General features: G+C 69.0%; 1 protein-coding gene. It reads left to right on the forward strand.

Annotation, left to right across the window (positions count from 1 at the left end; all coding sequences use genetic code 11):
- Nucleotides 1-319: SAM-dependent methyltransferase (locus GV790_RS29525; RefSeq protein ID WP_256673612.1), on the forward strand; the 319-nt coding region annotated here is incomplete at both ends.

Genomic DNA, 319 nt, shown 5'->3' on the forward strand with positions numbered 1-319 from the left:
AGCCCGGCACGGATGTACGACGCACTACTCGGCGGATCGCACAACTTCGAGGTCGACCGGCGGGCCGCCGAGATGGGTGCCGAGCTGGTGCCCGACCTACCGCGACTCGCGCTGAGTAACCGGGCCTTCCTCCGGCGGGCGATCCGGTATCTGGCCGGCGCCGGTATCACCCAGTTCCTCGACATCGGCTCCGGGATTCCGACCGCGGGCAACGTGCACGAGATCGCGCGGGAGCTGAACCCGAGCAGCCGGGTGGTCTACGTCGATATCGATCCGGTCGCGGTGGCGCACTCGCGGGCCATCCTCGGAGATGAGGAGC

The organism is Nocardia cyriacigeorgica, assembly GCF_010858045.1.
Classification (GTDB): domain Bacteria; phylum Actinomycetota; class Actinomycetes; order Mycobacteriales; family Mycobacteriaceae; genus Nocardia; species Nocardia cyriacigeorgica_E.